Below are 25,061 nucleotides of genomic sequence, written 5' to 3'. Positions count from 1 at the left end.
TACAAGCCCGTTCTACCGTGAATACGATGCAAAGTTATCAACATCAACAGCCTCATGTAATGCAGCATTAATTCCATTTGCTAATAAGTGAGACATATCAATCATAAAACCGTCTACTTCTTTCGGGGTAACCATTAAATTATGGCCAATCGGGGTCAAAACCTCTGCAATTAATTTACGCTTCTCATCTTCAGGTAGATTACCTACGATACCCATAAATGTTTGGCGTTTTTCTTCATCTGGTAAGTCCTCTTCTGTAAACTTTTTGCCACCAAAGGACATGCTTGCTGGTGCTAATGCCTTTGATGGGCGATCCTTCTCCCTAAATTCCCGTCCGAAATGCTTTAGGAGAAAATCAATGGTATCACTCGTAATCGTGACCGCATCCACTACAGTTGGAACGCCAATTGCTAACACTGGAACACCAAGTGTTGTCTGGCTTAGCTCTTTACGCTTGTTTCCAACACCTGAACCTGGATGTATCCCAGAGTCTGAGAGCTGGATTGTCTCATTCACACGCTCAATGGAGCGTGAGGCTAATGCATCAATCGCTATGACAAAATCAGGCTGAAACTTTTCTACTATCCCAAAAATAATATTACTCGTTTCAATTCCAGTCACACCCATTACTCCAGGGGTAACCGCACCAACTGGTCGATATCCCTCCGAAACAGATTGATGCTCCAGTTTAAATAAATGACTCGTAACCAAAATTTTTTCAACGGTCATCGGTCCAAGTGCATCTGGCGTGACGTTCCAATTCCCTAACCCAACAATGAGACCGGTGCCGTCCTTGGGAATATTATTTTTCACTAACAATTGCTCTAGTTCTCGAGCAAGAATCTTTGCCGCATCCTCCTGCCGCTTCGTATCCTGTTTTTTTACACCGTCTGCATATATCGTTACATAGGAGCCAGGTTTTTTTCCAAGCAATTCCGCCCCTTCTGAATCAATTTCTACATACGAAATTTTAATTCCATTTTCTTCTCGATCCTTTAGCTGTACCCCTTTAATTTGATCTTCTTCTGGCGTTTCCTTCTCCACATACATATCCTTTGCTTCTACAGCCAAATCTGTACGAGCCTGAAATTTATCTGTTTGATTATCCATTATGATCGCTTCCTTCCATCGAAAAAGTCTTAAAATAGTAGATAAAATGCTATAAAATTAGCGTTCACTTTTTTCTTAAAATCATACGAATTATGAATGGATAAATAGATTGTTATTGAAAACAAGCTCCAACTTTGGTAAAATGTCTCTTGTTCAATGTAATGAACGTCTGAGTTTTTTTAGGAGGTGAAATATCACAATGGCTAACATTAAATCCGCAATTAAACGTGTTGAGGTAAACAATAAAAAACGTACTCAAAACCAAGCAAACAAATCTGAAATGCGTTCACAAATAAAGCTTGTAGAAAAATTTGTTGAAGCAAATGATGCTGCGAATGCAAAAACTGCATTACTAGCTACCATTAAAAAAATTGACAAAGCAGTGCAAAAAGGACTTATCCATAAAAACACTGGTGACCGTCAAAAAGCTCGTTTAACGAAAAAAGTTAACGGACTTGGAGCATAAACATAAAAAACGATCCCAATAAATTAGGATCGTTTTTTTAATTTCGTATCAATGAATATAATAACAGTTCGAAAGCTAATTCCTTTTCCATTCTTCCTTGCTTCATCACTGCATCTGTTTCAGCTAGTTTATTCATGATTGCTTCTAAACGCTGTACCGAAAACTTCGCTTCACGACTTAGTGCTACTTTAATCACATACGGATGCGCTCCCAGTTGCTTCTGCATTTGACCAGAGCTATAGCCTTTTTGCTTTAACAATTTCACACGAAGAATCATCCGAAACTGAAAGGCTAATAATCCAATTAAAGCGATAGGTTCTTCCTTCATTTTTTCTAAATCCTTATAAATCGTAATCGCTTTAGGTAAATTCCCTTCAATTACGGCATCAACTAGTCGTATCCCCGTATTATTGATGGTGTGAGAAATTAATTCTTCTGCAATTTCTTTTGTGATCGTCCCACCCTCACCAGTATACAGTGCGATTTTTTTTAATTCATTCTCAATCATATTCAAGTCTGTTGACAATTCATTCTCAAATATTTGAAAGGCATCATCAGCGATTGAAATGTGTAATTGATTGGCTAAATCCTTAATCCAATTCGTTAATTCATATTCTTTTACTGGATTGCACTCTGCAACTAATGCCCGTTGTTTTAATTGCTTACTTACTTTTTTTCGTTCATCGATTTTTTCATAAGGTGCAATTAACACCAATATCGAATAATCTACCGGGTGCTCCACATATTGCTCTAATACACTTAATTGATGCTCAAATGGTAATTTATCGGGCTTTGCTTTTAAAAACGTTGCATTTGTAGCGACCACTAGCTTACGGTCTCCAAAAAATGGGTATGTCTCCACATCGGCAATAACTTCTTGGATAGAGGTCTCTGTTAAATCGTATGTAGATAAATTTTCATCTTCCGAAAGAATACCCTTGATCACCATATCCTTGATTTGTTGGATAAAATAATGCTCTGTTCCATATAATAAAATAACTTCAGGTATATTTTTCTTTTTTATTTGCTTCACAGCTTCACGATACGTCATGCTATTCACTCCATTTTGATATATACATAATGGTAAAGGCTCTACTTGTGAATAGCAAGAAAAACCTGAGAGGGAAATTCGTAAAAAGGTTAGCTCCAACGGAATTCCCCTCCCTATCTATATGAACGTCTATCATGTTGCCCTAGAAACAACTGATAAACGATGTTTTTCTTTCCTTTTTAGCATGACCTTTCTTGTAAAAAGTATAGTTGTTAACTCTTTCTAATTTTGGGGATGCATAAAATTGCGACTTTTTCTTGTCAAATGTAGATTTTTTTATGTAAATAATTTATACTATTAGGTGAAATAGGAGGGTTAGCGATGAATGAATTTGAACAGGATCCACAATCCAAAAATAACGATGTAGTTGATTCAATTAAAGGATTTTCGTTTTCTTTAATTTTCTTCCTTCTAATTTTTGTGATTGGTGTTATTATTAGTGTCGTTGGTTCTTAATACATATGAAACGTAAACCGTAACAAGAAGAGACTGGTTTTAGTACCTGTCTCTTCTTGTTTTTTTGTCTAATTTCTATTCCTATCCTATGGTAAAAAACGATAAAATGTTCCGGCACCATCATCCGTAAAACGATATTGAATCGCACCATGTTGATCTGTTCGGAGCACGATAATTCCTTCCTCGGCAAGTAGGTCAATGACTTCCTTTGTCGGATGTCCATAGGAATTTCCTTTACCGACTGAAATTAAAGCATACGAAGGTTGGATTGATTTCAAAAACTGAGGATCACTTGAAGTGTTACTACCATGATGAGCAACCTTTAAAATATCAATATTGATATTCGGATAGCGATTTAAAATAGCTAGTTCCGCTTCTTTATCAATATCACCACTGAATAACCAATTTTGCTTCCCAAGTCTAACATCAAATACTAACGAATTTTCATTTGTTCCATTTCTATCTACCCCTGGTGATCGAATGGTAAACCTGTAGTCTCCTAACAATAGCTCGTCACCTTGGTTGACACGAATCACCTCAATTCCCTTTTCACGCCAATACACTACTGTCTCTGGATCAAGGGAATAATAAGAACTAATAATAATTTTGTCGACCTCAAAGTCTTCCGTAATGAAATTCACACTACCTACATGATCAATATCCTCATGACTAACAAAAATCGCATCAATTTTCGAAATGCCACGATACTGAAGATACGGCTTAATAATTTGCGTGTAGTTCGTTTCCTTTGGCTCCATATCTTCGAACGAAAAAGATGCCCCAGCATCTACCAAGATAGTCCCTTTCCGATAAGGTAATTCCATAACAAAGGAATCCCCCTGCCCAATATCAAGCATTGTAACCGTGCCGACAGGTGAAAAATAGGGTCGAATCACTAAAAATACGATTACAAGTACTTGCATAACCCCATATTGTACAGCACGCACCACACGCTCTCGCTGTAACGAATACATAAATAGAAGTAAAACTACATAATAAAAAACAATTACTATTCCAGGAAAAATACCCGTAATGAACGGAAAATAGCTTGTCTGATCAATAACGTCCAATAGCCGTAGAAATAACAGTTCATGAATCCAGGAAAAGAATTGATCTAAAATGGATGATACAAATGGGATTGGTGATAGAAATAAAAGGATAAACATTAAAGGAATAACAAAAAACGAAAAATATGGTACAACAATGATATTGAGAATTATTGATAGTGGATTAAAATTATAAAAATAGAGTATTTGTAACGGGATAATCACAAGCTGCGCAACAAAACTTAATTTCAATAAGGTAATAAATGGTGATGTACTATTTGATAGCCACTTTCTGGATAATATAATACCAAATGAAACTAAAAAGGATAGTTGAAAGCCGACATGATAGATGATGTAACCATCCACTACTAGCAGGCAAAGAAATATAATACTAATGACATCGGTTATTGAAATCGTTAGCTTTAGTTTCTGCACACAAATTACAAGAAGCACCATTAAGCTCGCTCGCCAAATAGACGGTTCACCACCGGCTAAAACAGCATAAATTGGCAAAAAAACCATCATAATCCACATCGACTTTTCTCTCGTAACTACGCCCATCCTTAAAAAAATAAAGTACACGAACCCTACCACTAAACCAATATGTAGACCGGAAATCGCGAGTAAATGGGAAAGACCCCAGCGTTGGAATAGCTCCTCTGTATCTATTGGGATTCCACCGTCATCACCAAGTACAAGCGCATTCAACCATGAGCTAGTTGAATCACTATAATGGGTAGAAACATATGTCATAAGCTTTTCACGCAGGGAATATAACACGGACAGCTTGGAGGCGCCTGTACAACTTACATCCGCTAGCGAATCTAGCACTAGTTCGTAGTGAACACCACTGGAGGCTAAATAGTGCTGAAAGTCGAATTGCCCCGGATTTCGGGCACCCTCAGGCTGTCCTACTTCTCCATTAAGTTGACATATCGCACCATACTTAATTGTAGAAATTTCCTTTTTATTTACTGGCGGATTAAATAAGGTGGCTTGAAGTAATTGGTTGGATTGTTCATCCCGAATCCTAAATTGGAGAACAGCATCCGTGGTAGAAACTGGACTGCTAATTTTGCCGGTGACGGTCATTTCTTGGCTTTCTTCAATGGTATTAGGAGTAGAGATGGAAGGGATATAATAGGAGAAAAATAAGAAGCAGGTTAGGGAAATTACGATTGGTAGTTTCCCTAACCGATTGGTCTTATATAAGACCACAAACCAAATAAGTAATCCAAACCCAAACAATAAATTATCAAACATCTTTACAAAGATACTTGCCAAAGCAGCAATATCAGCAACATACCAGTACCCTTTCATGGAAACCGCACCATTGTAGCACTATCGCTGAAATAATTCATTTGCTTCATCCCTTAAGGATGCTAGTTCGGTTTGATCGACCGCTTCTGTGTCAACTAACGCAAGTAGCTTCGTAACGAAGTCGTTCTTCTCTTTAAATTTCATATCAAGGGCTAAGTAATCTAATTCAACCTTCTGTGTTTGAACCCCTGCTTCTTTGAACAATTGAAGTGCATATGGATGATTTTTATAATCCTCGGCATAATAGACGGTTCGAATTCCACTTTGAATTAATTGTTTGGTACATTGTAAGCATGGAAAATGCGTTACATATACATCGGCATTTTCCGTTGGAACACCGAATTTAGCGCATTGTAGGAGTGCATTTGCTTCTGCGTGGACCGTTCGTACACAATGGCCATCTATCACATAACAGCCCTCATCTACACAATGAACATCACCTGAAACACTTCCATTATAACCACCCGCTATAATTCGTTTATCACGAACAATTGTCGCACCTACCATCAGTCTGGTACAGGTACTTCGAAGTGCTAACAATTGACTTTGCGCCATAAAATATTGATTCCATGAAATTCTTTCCATACGCGTCATTCCTCCCCTATTGTCGTTTCTAGTTTACCGCTCTACTATTAGTATCGTCAAACAACTACGGAATTTGTATCTCCTCTTGAATGATTTCTAGTGTTTTCTCCCCAATCCCAGAAATCTCTAGTAAGTCCTCTAGCTTACTAAACGTTCCGTATGTTTCACGATGTTCAATGATGGCTTTTGCTTTTGCTGGTCCTATTCCTGTTAGTTGTTGTATTTCTTCCTCGGTCGCATAGTTAATTCTTACTTTTGCATGTTGAGCATCTCCAGCACTATTTTGCACCGTCTCGCCTTTTTCTGGCACCATGAGGACCATTTCATCAAATACTTTTTGTGCAAGATTTATTACTGTCTGATCAGCTACTTCTGTAAATCCACCAGCCTTTTCTATTGCATCCTGCACCCTACTATTCATTTCTAATTGATACACGCCTGGTGCTAGAACCGCCCCTTTTATATCTACTAAAATTTCACTAGTTGTTTCCGCTTGTTCCGCTTGTTCATCTTCCTGGTTAGCTGGCTCAACTGGTGCAATCGGGGTAAGCTCGGAAGTAGACGCATCCGGCATCGAAAAGACAACAATAATCGTAATCAGAACACCAATTCCAACAAGAAGGAATACCAGTTGTTTACGGATTAATTGTAGCAACGTAGATCACTTCCCAATTCGTTTCATATTAACCACATGATGTAGTCATCATACAAAACCTTTCCCTATGATGCAAAAAACAAAAAGGACGAGAAACTACTTAATCTCGTCCTTTTTTTGCGCTATAAAAAATATTCTTTCGGCATTTTCTTCTGAAAATGCCATTTCTACCGAAAAATCACCACAAATCTTTAAAATTTCGAAGCCACTATTTTCTAATAACTGCCTATATGTAGCAACTGAATAGGTTCTTTGGTGATGAGATTCATCAAATCGTACATAGTGATCCTTTTGTAAATGATAGAATGTGAGATCGTGATACATTTCACCTTCCGACTCCCCTGGATAGCAAAACCAAATATAGGAGCTATCATCGGTCACATCAGCAAACGTATGGTCAACTAAATCTTGCTCCACATGATGTAAGGAATGAACATCGAAGATAAATAAGCCATTATCAGACAATGCTTTATTTACATTTTTAAAGACTTGCTGTACATCCTCTTTTGCTGTAATATAATTCATCACATCACAATAGCTCACCACAACATCCATTTGTGAAATCCCAGCTAATTCTCTCAAATCCTGATGAATCCATCGAATAGTTTGGTTTGCAGCTGTTCCTTTTTGTTCCGCTATTGCTAACATATCAGCGGAATAGTCAACCCCTGTTACTTCATACCCATTTTCTGATAAACGAACCGTGATTTCGCCTGTTCCACAGCCAAAGTCAGCTACCTTTGCGCCTGAAACTTGATAGCTTTCTAGTACAGCTTCTGTAAAGGTAACCCATTTATCATAAGGGGCATCTTCCATGAGTTTATCGTACAACTCCGCCATTACTTGATGATATGCCATAAATTAATTGCCTACCTCAAGTGGTACTAGTGACGCATCTCCCCATAATCGTTCTAAATTATAGTAAGAACGTTCATCTTTATGAAACACATGGCAAACGATATCCCCTAAATCAACTAATACCCATCTTGCCTGATCAAATCCTTCAAGTCGCTTTACATGAATATCATTTTCTTCCATTTTGTCTTTTACAGCCCTAGCGATAGATTGTACTTGTCGTTCATTACTACCATGACAAATCAAGAAATAGTCTGCCACAAGGGAAACCTCACCTAAGTCAAGTGCGATAATATCTTCGGCTCTTTTGTCATCACATGCTTCAGCCGCTAGTTTAAGTATTTCCAATGAGTTTTTGCTCAATCAAAGTTCCTCCTTCTAAATGCTTCGTTAAATCATTATATGCATGAAATGTATCTGGATAAATACGATTTTTCTTTTGCATTAAATACTGAATAGTATTACGCGATACCATCCATGCACTTTTACTAAGATTAGTCTTTGCCATCTCCCGGACGTCATCCAGCCCTGGGAAGCTTCTTCCTGGTTCAATATAATCAGCCACAAACAGAACAAGTTCTAAATCACTCATGTGAGCTCTACCAGTCGTGTGATAATAAATGGCCGATTGGATTTCAGTATCATAAATCCCATATTCCTGTTCGATTAGGATAGATGCAACTGGGCCATGCCATAATTCATGGTGATATTGCAACAAATCTTTTGGTAAATAGCTTGTCATGATAATTCGTTTCATTTCTTCTAATGAACGGTATTTACAATAGTCATGAAAAATCGCAGCTAATTCGGCTTGCTCCGTAGATACATTATATTTTTTTGCAAGTTCAACGGCTGTATCTGCAACCCGTAATGAATGTTCAAATCGGGCTTTTGTTAAATGCGCTTCGACTATTTCCTTGGCCTCATTTATTTTCATACAAACCATGCTCCTTAATATACGTATGTACTGTCTCAGGGACTAGGTATTTAATCGATTGATTGGCCATTATACGGTCTCGAATCATACTGGAGGATACATCCACCATTGGAATTTCTACCTGGATAATGGGATATGTAGTCTCTAATTGATAACCTGCTCGCTTCACTCCAACGAAATTAACCAGTTCCTGTAACTCATCAATTCGATACCAATTCGGAAGATACTCCACCATATCTGCACCGATAATAAAATAAAATTCCGTTTCTGGATAACGCTTTTTAAGCTCCACCATCGTATCGATGGTATAAGACTTTCCAGATCGATCTATTTCTATTGTATTCAATTGAAACGATGCATGATTCGCTAATACCAAATTAAGCATTTCCCACCGACTAACTGCATCGGTTGCTGCTTCATGTTTATGGGGAGGCTCATACGTTGGGATAAACCAAACCGCTTCTAATTGAAGTGCTGTACGAACCTCTTCGGCAATAATGAAATGACCAATATGTGGCGGGTCAAATGTTCCACCAAGTATTCCAATTCGCTTCATCGATTTACCCCTTTACAAGCTAGTTATGGCAATTGAATTTCTTTATGCTCTACGGATTCTTTATATAATACAATATTGTTTCCGATTAATTGTACAATTTCTGCATCTGTTCCAGCTTGTAATTCTTGTGCAACTGTTTCCTTATCGTCCAAACAATTTTGTAAAATACTAACCTTTAATAATTCCCGTTTTTCTAATGCTTCGTTAATTTGTGTAATCATATTTTCATTAACCCCAATTTTCCCAACTTGAAAAATTGGTTTTAAATGATGTGCTTTAGAACGAAGAAATCGTTTTTGTTTGCCTGTAAGCATGGTATCACCCTTCTAATAATTGTTTAAGTTTAGTTTCCATATCGTTCATTAAAGGCTTATTACCAGTCCAAATTTCAAACGCATATTGGGCCTGATATAGTAGCATGGTATGACCAAAATGTAGGTTTACCCCTTTAATTGCTCCTGCTTTTAAAAACTTTGTCCAAATTGGCTGATAAATAATATCGCTAATAATGGCTGTATGCTTTACGTTCGTTAATGGCATCGGCATTTCATTTACATTTGGTTTCATGCCGATACTAGTCGTTTGAATAATTAGGTCATAGGTGGATAATTCTTGTTCTGCTTCTAGCAAAGACAAGATTCTTGTCGTTGTTTCTGACGCCTTTATTAACACAAGCTTTTGCGCGTTATCCAACGAGCGATTAGCAATATCAATGGTTTGGAATCCGCCATGACTAAGCGCATAATAAATCGCCCTAGCAGCTCCACCTGCTCCAAGAATTAATACACGTTTATCCTTGTTTTCAATCAAGTTTGGATAAGCACTTTCCAAGGAGCGGAGATAGCCAATACCGTCCGTATTGTAACCTATCAGGTTACCCTGGTCGTTCTTAACAGTGTTGACCGCACCAATCGCCTTTGCATGACTATCTAATCCATCTAAAAATGGAATAATAGTTTGCTTAAAAGGTAGTGTAACATTAAATCCGCTATAATTCTTGGACTTTACCGTAGCAAAGTTCCGTTCAAACTGATTGGGCTCCATTTCCTCTAGCGTATATAAACCTGTTAAATTAGTTTTAGCTAGAAATTGTTGATGTATCCACGGTGATAAGGAATGACCGATTGGATAGCCAATTAAGGCGAAGCGATAGTCCATTTTATCACCTCAAATCAACGATTTCCGAATTGAAACGGCTACTTCCTTTGGACTATGCGCAACAACCGTAGTATTATTTCCGGTAACAGTTACCCAACCTAAGCCGGGAAACACAATGTCCATTTTATCACCTGTTAAGCGATAAGCATTAGAGGTAAATTCCGGTAGTGTTTGTAAGGATTCCTCATCCGGAGGTGCTAATAATTCACCAACATGATTTTTATATAAATCATCTGCCTTTTCCAGTTTCGTGCGATGGATCGGTAATTGATTTGCAAAATAGCACACAAATGATTGTCGCTCGCCTTTGATAAAATCTAATCGTGCTAGTCCACCAAAAAATAACGTTTGCTCAGCATTTAATTGATAAACTCTTGGTTTAATTTCTTTGTTAGGTGTTATTATTTTCAAATCCTGATCAGAAATGTAATGCGCGATTTGTGTATGATTGACAATTCCCGGTGTATCTATGAGTGCAGAATCATCATCTAATGGTATTTCAATAAAGCCTAAAGTCGTTCCAGGAAAGTAGGAAGTGGTAATTACATCGGTTTCTCCTACAGATTGTTTTATCAAACGATTAATAAAGGTAGATTTCCCAACATTTGTTGTGCCAACAATAAACACATCTTGATTGTTACGGTGTAATTCTATTTGCTCTGTTAATTCATCTAATCCATATCCTTTAGCAGAAGAAATTAAAAACACATCCTCTACCTTTAATCCTAGCTCTTTAGCAGATGAACGGAGCCATTGTATTAGTTTACGTTGGTTAGTAGACTTTGGCAATAAATCCATTTTATTACCAACTAATAGTATTGGATTGTTCCCTACTATTCTCGGCAGGCTTTTAATCATCGTTCCATTCACATCAAAAATATCAATGATATGTACGACTAGTCCCTTCTTATCGCGAATCGAACTCACCATTTTCAAGAAATCATCATCATGAATGGAAACATCTTGTATTTCATTATAATGCTTCAAACGGAAACATCGTTTGCATAATATAGTTTCTTTATCTAATGACGCTTTCGGTGTATAGCCTAATCCTTTGGGATCTTCCGTTTGGATTTCAACGCCACATCCTAAGCAATGAATGGATTCCATTATTTATCCTCCCAGCTAATCTTACCTTTTCTTCTGAAATAGTTCATAATTTTACGTTCAATTCTACGGTTAAATTGTGTTATTTTTTCATCCGTCTGGACAATTGGGACCACAAGTACTGTATAAAATCCAGCCGAATTTCCACCTAACACATCGGTTAGTAATTGATCCCCAATAACAACTATTTCTTCTTTTTTCAATTCCATTTGCTTTGCCGCAACCTTGAATGCTCGTTTTAATGGTTTTCTTGCGCTGAAGACGTACGGAGTCCCGAGCGGTTCAGAAAACATTTTAACACGCTCTTCTTTATTATTCGAAATGATGGTTACTTTAATGCCATGATCTTGCATGGATTTAAACCACGAGACCACTTCTGGTGTGGCATTTTTGACATTCCATGCAACCAGTGTATTATCCAAATCGGTAATAATACCTTTTATTCCCTTCTCCTTTAGCAGCTCTGCTTTAATTTCAAAAACACTTTTCACATGTTCATTCGGTAAAAATTTACTTAACAATTGCTTACACCTCTTATAGGAATACTTTGATTTTTATACTAACCCATTTCACGTTTAATCCATACTATTTTCGGTAACTATACTAGTAATAGAAAAATTCCATGCATATTCAAAAATACCATAGATATGCTGTAGAAGGTAGAAATATGTAATTTTCGCTTTAAAAATGCAAAAATCGTTCGACAAATTCCTTCATATCTTGCATTGTGGATAACTTTATTCACATTATCAACAGCATTAAAACAAGGGTTACAGCATAATTTTATTGGTTATTCACAAGTTATCTACAGGTGGCTGTAGATAACGCACACCTTGTTCTACCGAATATTTCGTGTTACGTTATAGCTATCTTAAATTTGTGATAACCGTACATTCGATACCGTTTAGGAGGGCTACGTTTATGGAACATTTGTCAGATGAATTGTTAATTGAATCTTATTTTAAAGCAAATGAATTAAAATTAAGCCCTGATTTTGTTTCACTTATTAAAGATGAAATTTATCGCCGAGGTTTAAGTAACAAAATAAAATATACAAGTTAACAGATTTCGACACTCCATTTAAAAAACTTATAAATAGGAAGTATTGATAACAACTCTTGTCATTATTGTGAATGATAAGAGTTTTTATTTTTTACAATTTAAAAATATGGTAAGCTTTCTTAGAGCTATTACTTTATTACTTCCCTATTTTTATATAAAATAAGTATATATGCTCATCCAGAAGAAGGAAGTTCAGCATGATATGTTTCATATACCCCAATAGCTCTCCGTTCCAATGAGTTATTTAACTTCGTTTATTACATTACATAGTTGGAATAGCCCATCAGCATTTAATTTCACGAATTACAAATGCTAGGTAAGGGAGTCTTTCCTTTTAACCGATTACAAATATCATTATCGGAAATGTCTTAAGGTGATAAACACGAACTATTGATGGAACAAATAGTTCATCAGATATGGCTAGTCTTATTTTATAGGAGGTTTTTACGTCAATGATTTTCGCGGTATTTCTACCACTACTATTTGCTATCATTGTACCATTTTTGAGTAAAGCGAAACACAAGATTCATACAGGGATATTTGTTGTCTTTATCCCACTAGCAATTTTTCTATATTTCATTCGCTTTATTGGTGATGACTTCACTCCATTACAGCAAACTTATAATTGGATACCATCACTAGGTATTAATTTTGATTTCTATCTTGATGGTCTTAGTCTACTGTTTGTGTTACTAATCAGCGGTATTGGTACATTGGTAGTCTTCTATTCCATTTATTATTTACATGTTTCTGAGAAATTGGGACATTTTTATGTTTATTTACTAATGTTCATGACAGCAATGCTAGGGGTAGTATTGTCTGATAATGTATACCTGCTTTATACCTTTTGGGAGTTAACCTCCATATCTTCCTTCTTACTAATTGGTTTTTGGAACCACCGGGAACGTTCCCGCTATGGTGCCCAAAAATCAATGCTCATTACCATTTTTGGCGGACTCAGTATGCTAGGTGGTCTTATTTTACTCTCAATTATCACTGAAACAACCAGTATCCGTATGATGATTGAACAAGTTGATACGATTTTAACTAGCAATTACTTACCACTGATTCTAGTACTAATTTTATTAGGTGCATTTACAAAGTCAGCGCAATTTCCATTCCATATTTGGTTACCTGATGCAATGGAAGCACCAACTCCAGTAAGTGCCTACTTACACTCGGCGACAATGGTAAAGGCCGGGATCTATCTAATTGCACGTTTTTCACCTATTTTCTCGACGTATGAATGGTTCTTTATAATCGTGAGCATCGTTGGGATTGTGACGATGATATGGGCTTCTTATATGGCGGTTCGTCAAACAGATTTAAAAGGTATCCTAGCTTTTTCAACGGTAAGTCAACTAGGTATGATCATGGCCATGCTCGGATTTGGGACAGAAGCTGCTATATTTGCGGCGGTATTCCATATTCTTAATCATGCGACATTTAAAGGTAGCTTGTTTATGATTGCTGGGATTATCGACCATGAAACTGGCACGCGAGATATCCGGAAACTTGGTGGTTTACTGACATTGATGCCAATTTCAGCGACGCTTGCGCTTTTCGGTACATTCTCAATGGCAGGTGTGCCATTACCATTTCTAAATGGATTTTATAGTAAGGAATTATTTTTCGATGCAACACTTGATTTGGAACAATCAGGCGGTTCCTTCATAAGTTTTCTTTCCGAGGCAATTCCTTACTTAGCAGTATTCGCTAGTATATTTACCTTTGTCTACTCGATGTACCTCTTTTTCGGGGTATTTACCGGACCGAAAAAACTGGAATTACTGCCGAAAAAACCACATGAAGCGCCAATCGGTATGTTACTATCACCGATCGTACTTGTATTAGGCGTTATAGTAATCGGACTATTCCCGAATTTGTTGAATGGGTCATTATTAACACATGCCGCTCAAGCGGTTAATCAAGCAGTGGAATTAGAACATGTTCATTTTTGGCATGGTTTTGTACCAGCCTTGTATATGTCCTTAATTGTTGTGATTATTGGGCTCATTCTATTCCTAACCCGCAAAAAATGGAGCAACATCTATCACGTTCTTCCGGGTAAATTTAGTTTTAATAAGGTTTATGATAAAGGAATAGAAAAACTTGATACTTATAGTACTAGCGTAACCAATTCCTATATGACCGGCTCGCTGAAGCTATATATGTCCATTATTCTAGCTGTTATTCTGCTCGCAACATTTTTCGTCATGTATGCAACAGACGGATTTGTGCTAAAAACAGATAATTTAGCAGACATTAACTTAATTGACTTAGCTGTAGTATTTATTATGGTACTGGCAGCCATTGCTACCATTTTTGTTCATAATAAGCTAGCTTTAATCATTATTACTGGGATTGTAGGCTTTGGTATCTCTATCTTGTTCGTTATTTTCCGCGCACCGGATTTAGCATTAACACAACTAGTCGTCGAAACAATCTCGATGGCACTATTCTTGCTTGCCTACTACCACCTACCAGAACTACGTAAAATAAAAGATACTGCAAAGACAACGACCTTAAATACTATTCTTGCGGTCGGTATCGGTACACTTATTACGATGGTTGGAATCGCTGCTCATAGCTCAAATTGGTTTGCTACGATATCCGATTACTTTGTAGAAACTTCCTATAAACTTGGTGGCGGACATAATATTGTCAATGTCATTTTAGTTGATATGCGTGGACTTGATACTTTATTTGAAATTACAGTACTAGGTATTGCAGCCTTAGCTATTTATGGCCTCATTAAAGTCAGAAAGAACAAGGAGGCAGAGTAATGGAAATTATCATTCTTATCCTAGCTGGCATATTGTTTGCAACAGCTATCTACAATTTATTACAAAAACAATTATTACGTATTATTATCGGGACAGTCCTTCTATCACATGGTGCTCATTTAGTTATTTTAACGATGGGTAAGCTAAAAAGAGGTAATCCTCCCATTTTAGATGATGCGGTAACAACATATACAGATCCCCTACCACAAGCATTAATTTTAACGTCTATCGTTATTAGCTTTGGGATTACGAGCTTACTGCTTGTATTAAGCTACCGAACAGCTAAAGAAAATAATACGGATAACATGGAAGAAATGAGGGGTGAAACAAATGAGTAATTTAGCAATCTTACCGATTATCATCCCGATGCTATCAGGTATTATCGTTGCGTTTACTAATTCTAACGTGGCTGTTACAAGACTGTTAACGAAGCTATTTTCGATCATAAGTTTACTTGTTTCTGCCTATATCACTTATTCCGTATTTATCGATGGAACTATCATCTTGGAAACTGGTGATTGGAAAGCACCATACGGCATTATATTGGTTGCTGATGAGCTATCTGTCTTGCTATTACTAACAACCAATATCATCGCAGCCGCTGCTGCCTTTTACGCACCGCAATCGTTAAGTCTCAGACAAGAAAACCATTATTTTTACACCTTTTTTTTCCTATTGATTACAGGTGTATCTGGTGCCTTCTTGACCGGTGATTTATTCAACTTATTTGTATTTTTCGAGGTATTATTAATGGCTTCCTATGCTTTAATCGTATTAGGTGGCGATAAAGTCCAGCTTCGTGAGTCGGTAAAATATGTCCTTATTAATCTGTTCTCATCCGTACTCTTTGTTACGACTGTTGCGTTATTGTACGGAGTTGTTGGAACTGTTAATATGGCGCAAATTGCTGAACGAGTGGCTGAAGTAGAACAGGATGGAATTCTAACGACGATTGGAATATTATTCTTCTTTGTTTTTGGAACGAAAGCAGCATTATTTCCGCTGTATTATTGGTTACCGAAATCATATATTGTTCCTAATCCGGTTGTATCGGCTTTATTCGGTGCCCTGTTAACAAAGGTTGGTATTTACTCTATCTTACGGGTATTTTCACTTATCTTTATTCATCGAATGGACTATACACATGATGTCTTTATTTGGATTGCTGGGTTAACGATGTTATTTGGTGTCATTGGAGCATTGTCAACGAACAATATTAAACTAATTATTGCCTACAATATTATACCTGCCATTGGATTTATCATTATGGGAATCGGTATTTTTAACCAAGATGCACTTAGTGGTTCCATTTACTATTTGATACAGGATATGATTATTAAATCAGCTCTTTTCCTTCTTGTTGGAGTCATCGCTTATGTTGCGGGTACATCTGACTTAAAGAAAATGAAAGGTCTACTACATGATCATCCTGTCCTTGGTTGGCTGCTGTTTCTATCTGCGTTAATTCTTGCAGGTATCCCACCATTTAGTGGTTTTATCGGCAAGCTGTTATTACTTAAAGGTGCATTTTCAGCAGATGAAATTATCATCGCCATAATTGCACTATTAGCGAGTCTATTAATTCTTTACTCGGTTATGAAAATATTTATCCGCGGCTTCTGGGGCGAAAAGGATGAGTCGTTAAGCACCACGAAAAAAGCATCTGCTGGAATGATCATCCCAATTATTGGCTTATTAGCAGTCGCTGTCTTTCTTGGTATTGGTGCAGAATGGATATACCCTGCTATTGATGGTGTAGCCGAATATTTATTAGATCCACAACTTTATATAGATTCTGTGTTAAAGGAGTAAACGACTATGCCCTTTCAAATACTCATAAACTTAATTATTGCGATTATGTGGATGTTCCTTAGTGAATCCTATACATTAGCCAGTTTTATTGCTGGCTATATCTGGGGTATTCTATTAGTTCTTCTCCTTAATCGATTTATTCCAGGAAGATTTTATGGGATACGTGTATTTAAAATCGCTAAGCTTATCCTACTGTTTTTAAAAGAATTGATTCTATCAAATTTAAGTATACTTAAATTAATTTATACCCCAAAACCAGAGATTGAGCCAGGTATCTTTGCGATTCCACTTGAAGTGAAAAGCAATTGGGAAATAACCTTGTTAACCCATCTCATTACATTGACACCAGGGACGTTATCGGTTGCTCTATCAGATGACAATGCAACATTATACGTTCATGCGATGGATATTGATGAGGTTGATGAGTCCGTACGTGAAATTAAGGAGAGCTTCGAGAAGGCTATCTTGGAGGTGACAAGATCGTGACAGAACTACTAGAACTAACAGATTCCATCTTAGAGGTTACCATTACCATTTGCTCGATAGCAATTGCGATATCCTTAGTTCTGTTATTTTACCGTGTCATAAAAGGACCGACTAACCCAGATCGTGCGGTCGGACTTGATACGATTGGAATTAATTTAATGGCGCTTACTGGAGTGATTGCGATCCATTTGTCCACACCATATTTAAACGATATCATTTTGTTGATCGGGATCCTCGGATTCTTAGGTACACTTGCTACTGCAAAATACGTAGAAAAGGGTGTTATAATTGACCGAGATATGGATTGACATCATCATTAATATACTTATTATTGTGCTCCTATTAATAGGTGCCTTTGTAACCTTATCTGCTTCCATTGGTATCATACGGTTTCCAGATATTTATACAAGACTTCACGCAGCAACAAAAGCATCTACCGTTGGTGTCGCAAGTGTGTTAATCGGCGCATTCATCTATTTATATGCTAAGGAAGGAATTGTGAGTGGAAAGCTGTTAATTGGTATACTTTTCATTTTAATCACAGCTCCTGTTTCTGCCCATATGATTGGTAGAGCCGCTCACAATAGTGGTATTAAACCATTAACTAAGAATCGTACAGATGCTTATGAAGAGGCAATGCAAAAACAGAATAAGGCATAAAAATCGTCATGCAACATGACGATTTTTTTATATTTTACAACTCGTATATGTTTTCATGGACAGACACAAAACACGCCGTACCGACATAGTTTGATTATATAGGCTATAGCCCAGCCTGGTCAGGAGGTGTATGTGTTTGTCCGGAATTATGAGTGTCCTTGCATTACTAATAAAAGAAGCCCTATTCTTTGTTTCTTATGTAAAAAATCATGCCTTTCCACAACCCCTCTCCTCTGAGGAAGAGGCTAAATATATTCAGGAAATGCAAAACGGAAGTGAGGAAGCACGAAATAAGCTTATCGAACATAATTTACGGTTGGTTGCCCATATCGTAAAAAAATTCGAAAATACCGGAGAAGATATGGAGGATTTAATCTCAATTGGGACGATTGGATTGATTAAAGGAATTGAAAGCTTCTCTGTTGGAAAAGGTACGAAGCTTGCAACATATGCTGCTCGCTGTATTGAAAACGAAATACTGATGCATTTACGAGCATTGAAAAAAGTAAAAAAAGATGTATCGTTGCATGATCCAATTGGGCAAGACAAAGAAGGAAACGAGATTAGTCTTATTGACATTTTAGAGGCAGAAAATGAAAATGTTATCGAATATATTCAATTGAATATGGAAATCGAGAAAATGCAGGATTATTTTGCCATTCTAGATAAACGCGAAAAAGAGGTCATTACCTACCGATATGGATTAAACAATAAAAAAGAAATGACCCAACGCGAAATCGCAAAGAAGTTAAATATCTCTAGAAGCTATGTATCTCGAATCGAAAAACGGGCTCTAATGAAGGTTTTTCATGAGTATTACCGGAATGAGCGCAAAAGTTAACAAAACACATAAAAAATATAGAGGCTGTGACCCTGAACTAACGTAAATAACTGATTGCCAGAATGCCTATTGGTGTAAAATCTGAATAAGATTCTACACCACGAAGCGTTACACTTCTGGTTATGGTTATTTACGGTCAGCAGGCTTGTCACAGCCTCTATTGCTTACAAATACATTATGCTAACGCTCCTACCATCGTCATTACGATAGCGGAAGCATTTTGACTTGCTCTTTCTAAAAACGAATCGAATGAAATGGAAGATTCTTTTCCTGCTATATCCGATAACGCACGAATAACGACAAATGGACAATGGTAGTTATGGCATACCTGCGCAACAGCCGCTGCTTCCATTTCACAAGCAATCATATCAGAGAATTTTTCACGCACTGCTTGTACGCGTTGGGGATCTTCCATAAAAGAATCACCCGTTGCAATTAACCCAACTTCTCCATTGACATCAAGTTCATTTATCGCTGCAATTGCCTCATTAATAAGTGTAGCGTCTGCTTTAAAGGTTGGAGGCATTCCGGGAACTTGTCCATATTGATAATCAAAAGCTGTCACATCGACATCGTGATGCACTACTTCAGATGATACAACGATATCACCAACCTCAAGCTTGCTAGAAAATCCTCCCGCAGACCCAGTGTTAATCACAAGATTTGGTGCATAACGTTCCATAAGAATCGATGTCGCCATGGCAGCATTTACTTTTCCAATTCCCGATTTTAACAATACCACTTGTTTTCCATCGAGATTTCCATTGATAAATAAGCAACCAGCTATCGTTATTTCTTCCTTCTCTGTTATCTTATTTTGCAGGATTGCAATCTCTTCATCCATTGCACCAATTATTCCGATTGTCATGATGTTTTTTCCTCCTAGAACGTACTATTCAAACCGCCATTTTTGGTCATTTTCTTTTAACACTTCTACTAAAGTTGGTTGCCATCCTTGGTTGTCCATCCAGCTTAGATAGACACGATAGGTTTGTGTCTCAGAACGGTTAGAAACCGTACCAATAACTTTTTGATCGCCTCCGTTTTGAAGCCACCAAGTAATCATATCGCCCTCAGCCAGACCAGCAGCAAGCCGTATTGCGCTTTCCATCTCTACTCTATCTGTTGAGCCATCATCAAAGGTAGTCGTATGTGGTCCCGTTTGCTCCGTACCAATTGGTTGCCAATTTGCAGTATACGCATCAATTACATTTTCGTCATCTGCGATTGGCTCAGTTTGTTCTGTTTCTATATTCTCATTCATTGTTTCTTCATTACTTTCAGATGAATCACTTTCCTCGCTATCATTTGTTAGAGAACTATCCTCTTCTGATTCATCTTCTAAAGAGGAATCTTCTTCCTCTACATTCCCCTCTTGCTCCTGGTCATCTTCTGTTTCTGTAACATCCGTATTAGCGAGCTCAGTAGAATCCACAGGTTCATCATCCGGACCAAAAATCCAAAATCCGATTAATAGAATCACAAGTAGGCTAGCAGCAATCATTAATACGGATATTAATTTAGTATTTTTACGTCGTTTTTCGAATTTGTTTACACGAGAATTCCGATCAAAATCGTACACTCTATCACCCTCCCTATGTATACTTTATTAGCTTACCATAATTTCTATGCAAGTAACTATATTACAATCATTACTATATCATTACAGTTACTACGATAAAGGCTTGTCTACTAGCGAAATATAAGCAAAAGCGGAGCTATTCACTCCGCTTGTTTTACTCTATTTAACAGAAATAATTTTTACTTGGATTTCTCCACCAGGGGTAACCACTGCTACTTCTTCACCAATTTCGTGACCTAGTAAACTTTTTGCCATCGGTGAATCATTAGAAATTTTACCTTCGAATGGATCTGCTTCTGCGCTTCCAACAATGGTGTATGTTTCTTCGTCACCGTCTGGTAGTTCCTGGAAAGTTACCGATTTCCCTAAGGACACGACATTTGGATTTTGATTATCATTTTCAATGATGACCGCATTACGGATCATTTTTTCAACTTGTGAAATACGTGATTCTACAAATGCTTGTTCGTCTTTAGCTGCATCATACTCAGAGTTCTCAGATAGGTCACCAAAATCACGAGCGATTTTGATTCGTTCTACTACTTCTTGCCTTCTTTCCGTTTTTAAGAATAGCAGTTCTTGTTCTAATTTTTCTTTCCCCTCTTGTGTCATATAATAACTTTTCTCTACAGCCATAAAAAAACACTCCTTTTTCTATCTACTGCTACGAATACTTATGAAAGCGTTGCATGTGTCTAACACACGTAACTTAAAAAGTATGCTAACCATAACTATGGCAGATTTTATTTTAATTTTCAATACTTTTGTTCTAACTCTTTTCTTTATTTTTAGACAAAATCTGTTCAATTTTCGTTGCCATTATATCGATTGCTACGTGATTTTGACCACCTTCAGGGATGATGATATCAGCATAACGCTTCGTTGGCTCAACAAACTGAAGATGCATTGGGCGGACGGCAGTTAAGTATTGGTCAATAACTGAATCCAATGTTCTTCCGCGCTCCTTAATATCTCGGAATAATCGTCTTATGATACGAAGATCTGCATCCGTATCGACAAATACTTTTATATCCATTAAATCAACTAATCGTGGATCTTCTAAAATTAAAATACCTTCCAGAATGATAACGTCCTTTGGTTCAACCGTGATTACATCATTTGAGCGTGTATGTATTTTATAATCATATACAGGCTTCTCAATGGATTCTTGATTTAAAAGGGCATGAATATGCTCAATTAACAAATCATTATCAAAAGCAAGTGGATGATCATAATTTGTCTTTAATCTTTCCTCAAAAGGTAAATGACTTTGATCCTTATAATAATAATCCTGTTCGATGACTAATATGGTTTTATCGGTAAATCGCTGGCAAATAGATCTTGTTACAGAGGTTTTACCACTTCCACTACCTCCTGCAACTCCTATAACTACTGGTTTGTCTTGCATGATGAGACTCCTTCCCTATTTTCGATAGCTAATTGCAACCCCATCACCAATCGGTAATATTGTTGTTATAAAGCTTGGATGGTTTGCCAGCCATTCATTATATGCCTTTATCTTTTCCACCATTTTCTTATAACGCGGGTGCTCAAAATTTTCTTCCATAACATAACCTCTAAATAATACATTATCTGAAATAATAAATCCATTATTCGCAAGTAACGGTACGCTCAATTCAAAAAAGCGTTTATACTGACCTTTTGCTGCATCAATAAATACGCAATTAAACGTTTCGTGGTTCGCTTGCAATGTTGTTAATTCATCCAGAGCATCACCGTGAATTACTCGAATGCTATCTTGTTTGTTTTGTTTGGAAATATTCTCAACTGCTTGCTCATATCTAACGTCATCTCGTTCGATTGTTACAATTTCCGCATCTGGATAAGCTTCATTCATTCGTAACGCCGAATACCCAATAGCAGCACCAATCTCAAGGATACGCTTCGGTTTATTCAAGCGAATTAGTTGCATGAGAAAATTAATTCCAATCGGATCCATTATTGGAATCTTATCTAATGTTGCTTGTTTTTCCAATTCCTTTACCCATTCTTTGGATTCCGGTAAGTGGTTGATTAAATAGTTGGTAGCTTGTTCTTCCATCATTAACCCTCATTTGTACTTATCCTAATAGGATACATAATTTACCTAATTTTATGCAAAAAAACGGGAAATGTGACGTATTGCCACACTTCCGTTTTCCTTACTGAATATATTCTGCTTTATAAGCATTATGTTCTTCTAACGTTGTTGAATAGTAGATATTGCCTTGTCCGTCGTGTAGGAAATAATAGTACTCTGATTCCTCTGGATTAATTGCTGCTTCTAGTGCTGCTTCAGAGAAATTCGATATCGGTCCAATTGGTAGCCCATCGATATAATACGTATTAAATGGTGATTCTACCTCCGTATCAGATAGCAACACTTTTTCCTTATGACCGCCTATTGCATACAGTACTGTTGGGTCAGTTTGCAATCGCATTCCAGCTTCTATACGATTATAAAATATACCTGAAATTTTCTTGCGCTGGTCCTGTGTGACAGCTTCTTTTTCCACAACTGAAGCGAATGTCATTGCCTCATGAATAGATAATTCTCTTTCTGTGATTAGATTTAAATATGGTCCAATAACAGATTGGGACTTGTCCAGCATATTTTCAATAATGGTCTCTACTGGCGGATCCTCTTCATAAAAATCATAGGTTGCAGCGAATAGATAGCCTTCAAGCGGATGACGTAATTCTGGATTTAGAATATCCTCTGTTAAAATTGGGTAAGCCGCAATCAATTGATTGATATACTCTAAATCATCAACTTTATCCAAAAATTCCTCTTCAGTAATTGGTAATTTGCTTGCATAAATAGCAGCAATTTCTTCCATTGTTAACCCTTCTGGAATTGTAACGCGATATACAGGCTCTTTAATAATCGTTCCACTCTTTAAGGATTCAATTATTTCATCAAAGGTCATTGATTGTGTAAAAGTGTAATTTCCTGCCTGAAACCCTGATTCATTCTTGAACTTTATGTAAAACCGAAATATCATGGAGTTTTTAATAATATCATTTTCTTCAAGCACTTCAGCAATACCAGATGTCGATGAACCTAAAGGGATTTCAATTTCTATTCCTTTTTCATTTGATGGATCGACTGGTTCTAATGCAGATTTCACATAAATGTAACCAGAAATTCCTCCAATGACAAGGATAGTAATAATAGAAATAATAACAATTGCCACGACCTTACGAACGGTCCGAGCTTCTTCTCCTCTAGCAATTAAATTATCTCTAAAATTACCCGTATCTTTTCTCTTGGACATTCATCATACCCCTCTCATCCGGTATATTATACTAAAAAATGACAAGATACGCTAGGAGTTTCTAAAATACTTTACTAATCCTCACAAAGCCATTCTTAAGGCAAGAAAAAAGTAGGTATCCGATATCGACACCTACTTCCCTATTAGTAACTAATTGGCATTAATCTTGCAATTCCTCTTCTTCTGCCAACGTATTTAACATTTCTTCAACAATTTCCCACTCATCATCCGATTCGATTGCAAACAAGGAAAGGTCATCGTCTTCCTTTTCTTCGTAACGAAACGCATAAACCTCAACCTCTTCGTCGTCCTTTTGTTCTGCAGGTACTACTGCAATGTAGGAATTACCTGTTTCATCTACATCAAATGTAAATAAAACTTCAAATAAATGTTCTTCACCGTTTTCATCTGGAATGATAATGCGCTCTTTTTCTTCTATTGCCATGATTAAATCATTCTCCTTTTCATTTTTGATCGAGGTAGCCTTGTAAAATCATCATTGCCGCCATCTTATCGATTACCTTTTTCCGTTTCTTCCTACTAACATCAGCTTCTAGTAACACTCGCTCTGCTGCCATTGTTGTTAGTCTTTCATCCCATAGAATGGTTGGAAGGTGGAAAGCAGTCTCCAAATGTGCTGCAAAACGCATCGATGCTTCACCACGTTCGCCAATTGTACCATTCATATTCTTCGGTAATCCAACAACAGCCTTTTCAATCTCATGTTCTTCTATAATCTGCTTCAATTCTTGATCCGCAGAAGTGATTGTTTCTTCGTTCCAATGAATTGTCGTTAACCCTTGTGCTGTCCATCCTAATGCATCACTAACGGCAACTCCTATGGTTTTTGACCCAACATCTAATCCGATTATCTTCATTTATCTCGCCTTATATTGTTTCTCTAGATAGTATTTTACAAGCTCTTCTATCACTTCATCACGTTCAATTTTACGAATTAAATTCCTTGCGTCCTTATACCTTGGGATATAGGCAGGATCACCAGATAATAAATACCCAACGATTTGGTTAATAGGATTGTACCCTTTTTCTTGTAGTGCTTCATGCACAGTCATTAGAATTTCTTTGATATCTCGATCAAAGGGCTCCTCCGAAAAGTTGAATTTCATTGTTTTATCGATTGAACTCATCACGACACCTCATTCCACTTATTACCTCTGATTCTATTCTAACATGTTTAAAAGATTTAATATAACTTTTTATTTGCTAGAATTCAGGGCTAATCAGAAGAGTC

32 protein-coding genes are annotated in these 25,061 nt (G+C 37.0%); 10 read left to right on the top strand and 22 right to left on the bottom strand.

Annotated elements, in window-relative coordinates:
- Positions 1 to 12: 12 nt before the first annotated feature.
- Positions 13 to 1,110 (bottom strand): GPR endopeptidase, encoded by a 1,098-nt coding sequence (gene gpr / locus JF53_RS04905; protein ID WP_047981443.1) that lies wholly within the window; start codon positions 1,108 to 1,110, stop codon positions 13 to 15.
- 199 nt (positions 1,111 to 1,309) lie between these two features.
- Between gpr and rpsT the strand changes: the two genes are divergently transcribed.
- Positions 1,310 to 1,576, top strand: coding sequence for a 30S ribosomal protein S20 (gene rpsT / locus JF53_RS04900; RefSeq protein WP_047981442.1), 267 nt, complete (start codon positions 1,310 to 1,312; stop codon positions 1,574 to 1,576).
- Between the two features lie 37 nt (positions 1,577 to 1,613).
- Here rpsT and holA read toward each other — a convergent pair whose 3' ends face one another.
- Positions 1,614 to 2,627 (bottom strand): DNA polymerase III subunit delta, encoded by a 1,014-nt coding sequence (gene holA / locus JF53_RS04895; protein ID WP_047981441.1) that lies wholly within the window; start codon positions 2,625 to 2,627, stop codon positions 1,614 to 1,616.
- A gap of 321 nt (positions 2,628 to 2,948) precedes the next feature.
- Here holA and JF53_RS17180 point away from each other — a divergent pair, with 321 nt between their 5' ends.
- Positions 2,949 to 3,083 (top strand): YqzM family protein, encoded by a 135-nt coding sequence (locus JF53_RS17180; protein WP_047981440.1) that lies wholly within the window; start codon positions 2,949 to 2,951, stop codon positions 3,081 to 3,083.
- Between the two features lie 86 nt (positions 3,084 to 3,169).
- On the opposite strand, the gene JF53_RS04890 is transcribed toward JF53_RS17180, so the two are convergent.
- From JF53_RS04890 to JF53_RS04840, 11 genes are all read right to left on the bottom strand, one after another.
- Entirely contained in the window at positions 3,170 to 5,449 is a 2,280-nt protein-coding gene (locus JF53_RS04890; RefSeq protein WP_047981439.1) for a DNA internalization-related competence protein ComEC/Rec2, read from the bottom strand.
- Positions 5,450 to 5,470: 21 nt separating this feature from the next.
- Positions 5,471 to 6,034: a ComE operon protein 2 gene (locus JF53_RS04885; RefSeq protein ID WP_047981438.1), complete on the bottom strand. Its 564-nt coding sequence runs from the start codon at positions 6,032 to 6,034 to the stop codon at positions 5,471 to 5,473.
- Positions 6,035 to 6,098: 64 nt separating this feature from the next.
- On the bottom strand, positions 6,099 to 6,689 hold the full coding sequence (locus tag JF53_RS04880; protein WP_047981437.1) for a helix-hairpin-helix domain-containing protein: 591 nt from the start codon (positions 6,687 to 6,689) through the stop codon (positions 6,099 to 6,101).
- A 96-nt stretch (positions 6,690 to 6,785) separates the two neighbouring features.
- The gene (locus tag JF53_RS04875) at positions 6,786 to 7,547 is read right to left on the bottom strand and encodes a class I SAM-dependent DNA methyltransferase (protein ID WP_047981436.1); all 762 of its coding nucleotides are present in this window, start codon (positions 7,545 to 7,547) and stop codon (positions 6,786 to 6,788) included.
- A 3-nt stretch (positions 7,548 to 7,550) separates the two neighbouring features.
- Complete coding sequence (rsfS, locus tag JF53_RS04870) at positions 7,551 to 7,907, bottom strand: ribosome silencing factor (protein ID WP_083443547.1); 357 nt, start codon at positions 7,905 to 7,907, stop codon at positions 7,551 to 7,553.
- Complete coding sequence (gene yqeK / locus JF53_RS04865) at positions 7,879 to 8,481, bottom strand: bis(5'-nucleosyl)-tetraphosphatase (symmetrical) YqeK (RefSeq protein WP_047981435.1); 603 nt, start codon at positions 8,479 to 8,481, stop codon at positions 7,879 to 7,881. Before yqeK ends, rsfS begins: the two co-directional genes overlap by 29 nt.
- Complete coding sequence (locus JF53_RS04860; RefSeq protein ID WP_047981434.1) at positions 8,468 to 9,037, bottom strand: nicotinate-nucleotide adenylyltransferase; 570 nt, start codon at positions 9,035 to 9,037, stop codon at positions 8,468 to 8,470. The genes yqeK and JF53_RS04860 overlap by 14 nt, the downstream gene beginning before the upstream one ends.
- 23 nt (positions 9,038 to 9,060) lie before the next feature.
- On the bottom strand, positions 9,061 to 9,351 hold the full coding sequence (gene yhbY, locus JF53_RS04855; RefSeq protein WP_047981433.1) for a ribosome assembly RNA-binding protein YhbY: 291 nt from the start codon (positions 9,349 to 9,351) through the stop codon (positions 9,061 to 9,063).
- 4 nt (positions 9,352 to 9,355) lie between these two features.
- A complete protein-coding gene (aroE, locus tag JF53_RS04850; protein WP_047981432.1) occupies positions 9,356 to 10,195 on the bottom strand; it encodes a shikimate dehydrogenase in 840 nt (279 codons plus the stop codon).
- Between the two features lie 9 nt (positions 10,196 to 10,204).
- The gene (gene yqeH / locus JF53_RS04845) at positions 10,205 to 11,305 is read right to left on the bottom strand and encodes a ribosome biogenesis GTPase YqeH (RefSeq protein ID WP_047981431.1); all 1,101 of its coding nucleotides are present in this window, start codon (positions 11,303 to 11,305) and stop codon (positions 10,205 to 10,207) included.
- Entirely contained in the window at positions 11,305 to 11,823 is a 519-nt protein-coding gene (locus JF53_RS04840) for a YqeG family HAD IIIA-type phosphatase (protein ID WP_047981430.1), read from the bottom strand. Before JF53_RS04840 ends, yqeH begins: the two co-directional genes overlap by 1 nt.
- 400 nt (positions 11,824 to 12,223) lie before the next feature.
- On the opposite strand from JF53_RS04840, the gene sda reads away from it, so the two are divergent.
- The 8 genes from sda (at position 12,224) to sigK (ending at position 18,949) form a co-directional block, all read left to right on the top strand.
- Positions 12,224 to 12,364 (top strand): sporulation histidine kinase inhibitor Sda, encoded by a 141-nt coding sequence (gene sda, locus JF53_RS04835; RefSeq protein ID WP_047981429.1) that lies wholly within the window; start codon positions 12,224 to 12,226, stop codon positions 12,362 to 12,364.
- Between the two features lie 452 nt (positions 12,365 to 12,816).
- Positions 12,817 to 15,150, top strand: a complete 2,334-nt coding sequence (locus tag JF53_RS04830; RefSeq protein WP_047981428.1) for a Na+/H+ antiporter subunit A — start codon at positions 12,817 to 12,819, stop codon at positions 15,148 to 15,150.
- Positions 15,150 to 15,488, top strand: coding sequence for a Na(+)/H(+) antiporter subunit C (locus JF53_RS04825; RefSeq protein ID WP_047981427.1), 339 nt, complete (start codon positions 15,150 to 15,152; stop codon positions 15,486 to 15,488). Before JF53_RS04830 ends, JF53_RS04825 begins: the two co-directional genes overlap by 1 nt.
- Complete coding sequence (locus JF53_RS04820) at positions 15,481 to 16,962, top strand: Na+/H+ antiporter subunit D (RefSeq protein ID WP_047981426.1); 1,482 nt, start codon at positions 15,481 to 15,483, stop codon at positions 16,960 to 16,962. The genes JF53_RS04825 and JF53_RS04820 overlap by 8 nt, the downstream gene beginning before the upstream one ends.
- A 6-nt stretch (positions 16,963 to 16,968) precedes the next feature.
- On the top strand, positions 16,969 to 17,448 hold the full coding sequence (locus JF53_RS04815) for a Na+/H+ antiporter subunit E (protein WP_047981425.1): 480 nt from the start codon (positions 16,969 to 16,971) through the stop codon (positions 17,446 to 17,448).
- Positions 17,445 to 17,756: a Na(+)/H(+) antiporter subunit F1 gene (locus JF53_RS04810; RefSeq protein WP_047981424.1), complete on the top strand. Its 312-nt coding sequence runs from the start codon at positions 17,445 to 17,447 to the stop codon at positions 17,754 to 17,756. Before JF53_RS04815 ends, JF53_RS04810 begins: the two co-directional genes overlap by 4 nt.
- Entirely contained in the window at positions 17,737 to 18,108 is a 372-nt protein-coding gene (gene mnhG / locus JF53_RS04805) for a monovalent cation/H(+) antiporter subunit G (RefSeq protein ID WP_047981423.1), read from the top strand. Before JF53_RS04810 ends, mnhG begins: the two co-directional genes overlap by 20 nt.
- Positions 18,109 to 18,244: 136 nt before the next feature.
- Positions 18,245 to 18,949, top strand: coding sequence for an RNA polymerase sporulation sigma factor SigK (sigK, locus tag JF53_RS04800; RefSeq protein ID WP_047981422.1), 705 nt, complete (start codon positions 18,245 to 18,247; stop codon positions 18,947 to 18,949).
- A 175-nt stretch (positions 18,950 to 19,124) separates the two neighbouring features.
- Here sigK and mtnN read toward each other — a convergent pair whose 3' ends face one another.
- The 9 genes from mtnN to JF53_RS04755 all read right to left on the bottom strand — a co-directional run bounded on the left by mtnN (position 19,125) and on the right by JF53_RS04755 (position 24,957).
- Positions 19,125 to 19,817 carry a 5'-methylthioadenosine/S-adenosylhomocysteine nucleosidase gene (gene mtnN / locus JF53_RS04795; RefSeq protein ID WP_047981421.1) on the bottom strand — a complete coding sequence of 231 codons (693 nt, stop codon included), beginning with the start codon at positions 19,815 to 19,817 and terminating at the stop codon, positions 19,125 to 19,127.
- Between the two features lie 24 nt (positions 19,818 to 19,841).
- Entirely contained in the window at positions 19,842 to 20,531 is a 690-nt protein-coding gene (locus JF53_RS04790) for a YrrS family protein (protein ID WP_047981420.1), read from the bottom strand.
- Positions 20,532 to 20,690: 159 nt separating this feature from the next.
- Positions 20,691 to 21,167, bottom strand: a complete 477-nt coding sequence (greA, locus tag JF53_RS04785) for a transcription elongation factor GreA (protein WP_047981419.1) — start codon at positions 21,165 to 21,167, stop codon at positions 20,691 to 20,693.
- A 133-nt stretch (positions 21,168 to 21,300) separates the two neighbouring features.
- A complete protein-coding gene (gene udk, locus JF53_RS04780; protein ID WP_201777895.1) occupies positions 21,301 to 21,939 on the bottom strand; it encodes a uridine kinase in 639 nt (212 codons plus the stop codon).
- A 15-nt stretch (positions 21,940 to 21,954) separates the two neighbouring features.
- Positions 21,955 to 22,596 carry an O-methyltransferase gene (locus tag JF53_RS04775; protein WP_330218277.1) on the bottom strand — a complete coding sequence of 214 codons (642 nt, stop codon included), beginning with the start codon at positions 22,594 to 22,596 and terminating at the stop codon, positions 21,955 to 21,957.
- Between the two features lie 97 nt (positions 22,597 to 22,693).
- Positions 22,694 to 23,809: an endolytic transglycosylase MltG gene (mltG, locus tag JF53_RS04770; protein ID WP_047981416.1), complete on the bottom strand. Its 1,116-nt coding sequence runs from the start codon at positions 23,807 to 23,809 to the stop codon at positions 22,694 to 22,696.
- Positions 23,810 to 23,969: 160 nt separating this feature from the next.
- On the bottom strand, positions 23,970 to 24,254 hold the full coding sequence (locus JF53_RS04765; RefSeq protein WP_047981415.1) for a DUF1292 domain-containing protein: 285 nt from the start codon (positions 24,252 to 24,254) through the stop codon (positions 23,970 to 23,972).
- Between the two features lie 19 nt (positions 24,255 to 24,273).
- The gene (gene ruvX / locus JF53_RS04760) at positions 24,274 to 24,687 is read right to left on the bottom strand and encodes a Holliday junction resolvase RuvX (RefSeq protein WP_047981414.1); all 414 of its coding nucleotides are present in this window, start codon (positions 24,685 to 24,687) and stop codon (positions 24,274 to 24,276) included.
- On the bottom strand, positions 24,688 to 24,957 hold the full coding sequence (locus JF53_RS04755) for an IreB family regulatory phosphoprotein (RefSeq protein WP_047981413.1): 270 nt from the start codon (positions 24,955 to 24,957) through the stop codon (positions 24,688 to 24,690).
- Between the last annotated feature and the right edge of the window lie 104 nt (positions 24,958 to 25,061).

The sequence above is a fragment of the Ornithinibacillus contaminans genome (assembly GCF_001038425.2).
GTDB classification, from domain to species: Bacteria; Bacillota; Bacilli; order Bacillales; family Amphibacillaceae; genus Ornithinibacillus; species Ornithinibacillus contaminans.
This window is presented reverse-complemented; position numbering and strand designations above follow the sequence as displayed.